At 42.4% G+C, this 798-nt stretch carries 1 protein-coding gene; it reads right to left on the bottom strand.

Features of this window, described 5'->3' with window-relative positions:
- Nucleotides 1-39: 39 nt before the first annotated feature.
- On the bottom strand, nt 40-798 hold a 759-nt coding region (locus tag AAEY57_RS19335), incomplete at its 5' end, for an IS3 family transposase (protein WP_350608587.1).

Genomic DNA, 798 nt, shown 5'->3' with positions numbered 1-798 from the left:
TGAATCGCCCCGAGTTCATCGGAGACCAGTTTGTTTAAGTCAGGCCACTTTACCTGACTCGTTTAAATTATCATAGTAGTCTGTTTCATATTGAGCTGGTGAAATATACCCAATTGAAGATAATAGGCGTTGATTATTAAACCAATTAACCCACTCTAACGTTGCGTATTCAACAGCATCAACATTCTTCCACGGACCATTTTTGCGAATAATCTCTGTTTTAAATAATCCATTTATTGTTTCAGCCAATGCATTGTCATAAGAGTCACCCACACTGCCTACAGACGCTTGAATTCCAGCTTCAGCAAGTCGCTCAGTGTATCGTATAGACAAATATTGGCTGCCTCTGTCGCTGTGGTGAATTAACCCTTCGGGGTTGCCACGATGCCAAATAGCTTGCTCTAACGCATCAAGAATAAGCTCTGTGTGCATTGTCGTTGATACACACCAACCTACAATGTATCGTGAAAAAACATCTATCACGAAAGCGACATAAACAAACCCACTCCATGTGGCAACATAGGTGATGTCAGCTACCCAAAGTTGATTTGGCTGCTCAGCAGTAAATTGACGATTAACTAAATCAAGTGGCTTTACTTGTTGCTCGTCAGGTATCGTTGTCTTATGTGCTTTACCCCGACGAACACCTTGAATTCCCATAACTCGCATCAATCGTTCGACTGTACAGCGGGCGACTTGATGGTCGTCAAGCTGTAGCTGCTTCCATATTTTTCTTGCACCATAAACTGACATATTATCCTCCCACACTTCGCGAATGAGTATTATCAGCTCAGCATC

This window comes from Pseudoalteromonas sp. MER144-MNA-CIBAN-0113, assembly GCF_040308965.1.
Lineage (GTDB): Bacteria > Pseudomonadota > Gammaproteobacteria > Enterobacterales > Alteromonadaceae > Pseudoalteromonas > Pseudoalteromonas tetraodonis.
This window is presented reverse-complemented; position numbering and strand designations above follow the sequence as displayed.